This window comes from Streptomyces sp. SID14436 (genome assembly GCF_010548465.1).
GTDB lineage: Bacteria > Actinomycetota > Actinomycetes > Streptomycetales > Streptomycetaceae > Streptomyces.
In genome coordinates this window covers 1-2193 of the sequence record NZ_JAAGMD010000248.1, presented here as the reverse complement: position 1 = coordinate 2193, position 2193 = coordinate 1, and the positions used below count along the sequence as shown (strand labels likewise).

Annotated in this window: 1 protein-coding gene; it reads left to right on the top strand. The window is 78.7% G+C overall.

Annotated elements, in window-relative coordinates; genetic code table 11:
* Positions 1 to 2193 (top strand): type I polyketide synthase (locus G3I53_RS34350; RefSeq protein WP_164438211.1); only part of this gene is annotated, 2193 nt, incomplete at both ends.

The following is a 2193-nucleotide window of genomic DNA, read 5'->3' as shown; positions in this document are numbered from 1 at the left end:
CTTCCGCGGCCTCGCCGAGGGCCACCGCGCCGACGGGGCCGCGCTCGCCCGCCTGACCGGCCGGCCCGCCGAGGGCCACCTGATCCACCCGGCGCTCCTCGACGCCGCCCTCCACACCGCGGCCCTGCCCGACGGCGCGCCCACGGACCGGGCCTTCGTACCCGCCGGGACCGGCAGGCTGCGGTTCACCGGCCGGCGCACCGCCCCGGCCTGGGTGACCTGCCACCCGCGGTCCCTCTCCGGCGACACCCTCACCTGCGACCTGCGGCTGTGGGACGCCGACGAGCACCTCGTCCTGGAGGCCGAGGACCTCCGGCTCGCCGCGCTGTCCCCGCTGGACGGCGCCCTGTTCGAAACCCGCTGGCAGCCCCGCCCCGACCCGGCCGGCCGGCCCGACCGGGGGAGCTGGCTGATCCTCGCCGACGCCACCGGCACGGCCGCCGGGCTCACCGGCCGGCTGGACCCGTCGGTACCGCACGTCGTCGCCCGGCGCGGACCCCGGTTCGCCGCCGAGGGCCCCGGCCGCTACGTCCTCGACACCGCCGACCCCGACCAGCTGGCCCGGCTGCTGGACGAGGCGTTCGCCGACGCCCCGCCCTCCCGCGTCGTCCAGCTCTCCGCCCTGGACGCCCCCGCCGTCACCGACGACCGCACCGCCGAGGAGGCGGCCCGGCTGTGCTGCCTGACCACCCTCCACCTGGTCCGGGCCCTGGCCGGACGCGGCCCGGCCCCGCGCCTCTTCGTCGTCGTGCGCGGCAGCCAGGCGGCCGGTGACAGCACCCGGGTCGCCCACCCGCAGCAGGCCCTCGCCTGGGGCTTCGGCCTCGCCCTCGACCAGGAGCACCCGGAACTGTCGACCACCCTGATCGACCTGCCGGAGACGGACGGCACCGACGCCCTGTGGACCGCGCTCGCGCACGCCGACGACGAACGCCTCGTGGCCCTGCGCGACACCGGACGCCTGGTGCCCCGCCTGACCCGCGCCCGCCCCGACGACGACGGCGCCGGCGTCTCCCCGGACGGGGTCCACCTCGTCACCGGCGGACTGGGCGGCCTCGGCCGGGTCGTCGCCGAACAGCTGGTCCGCCGCGGCGCCCGCCGCCTCGCCCTGCTGAGCCGCGGCACCCCCGACGCGGACACCGCGGCCTGGATCGCCGGACTGCGGGACGACGGCGTCACCGTGCACCTCGCCCGGGCCGACGTCGCCGACCGCGCCGCCCTCACCTTTGCCCTGGACACCCTGCGCCGCGACGCCGGCCCGGTCGCCTCCGTCGTCCACACCGCCGGCGTCCTCGACGACGCCACCGTGGCCAACCTGACCGACGAACGCGTCCTGCGCGTCCTGGCGCCCAAGGTCCTCGGCACCGCCCTGCTCACCGAGCTCACCCCCGAAGCGGACGGCCTCGTGCTGTTCGCCTCCGCCGCCGGACTCCTCGGCTCCGCCGGCCAGGCGCCGTACTCCGCCGCCAACGCCTTCCTCGACGCCTGGGCCCACCACCTGTCCCGCGCCGGCCGCCCCGCCCTCAGCCTGGACTGGGGCGCCTGGAGCGGCGTCGGCATGGCCGCCGCGTTCGCCGCCCGCGCCGCCGAGACCGGCCGGTCCGGCCTCCTCCCCTTCACCCCGCAGGAGGGCGGCGAGCTGTTCGCCCGCGTGCTGGGCACCACCCGGCGCCAACTGGCCCCCCTCGCCCTGGACCGCGAACTCCTGGCGCTGGCCCCCGACCTGGTCCGCACCCGCCCCCTCCTCGGCGACCTGGCCGGCGGCACGAGGGCAGCCGGCGACACGGACGGGCTCGCCGCGAAGGCCCTCGCCGCCACCACCGGCGCCGACCGCGCCACCTGGCTGGAGGCGTACGTGCGCGCCCGCGTCAACGCCGTCTCCGGCGGCACCGTGGACGCGTCCGGGACGGCGGCACTGAAGGAACTGGGCCTGGACTCCCTCATGCTGGTCCGGCTGCGCAACGACTTCGCCCGCGACCTGGGCGTCGAGATCCCCGCCGCCGAGGTGTTCGCGGCCACCGACACCCGCGGCCTCGCCCGCATGCTGGCCGAGGCCCTGCCCCAGCGGGCGGCCCCCACCACGGCGGCACCGGGTGAACCGGACCGCGGCCGACCCGACGTGCCCGACAGCGAGCTGCTGCCCGCGACCCGGGACGTCGTCCGCCTGCTGCGCAGCGCCCGGCCGGACATGCC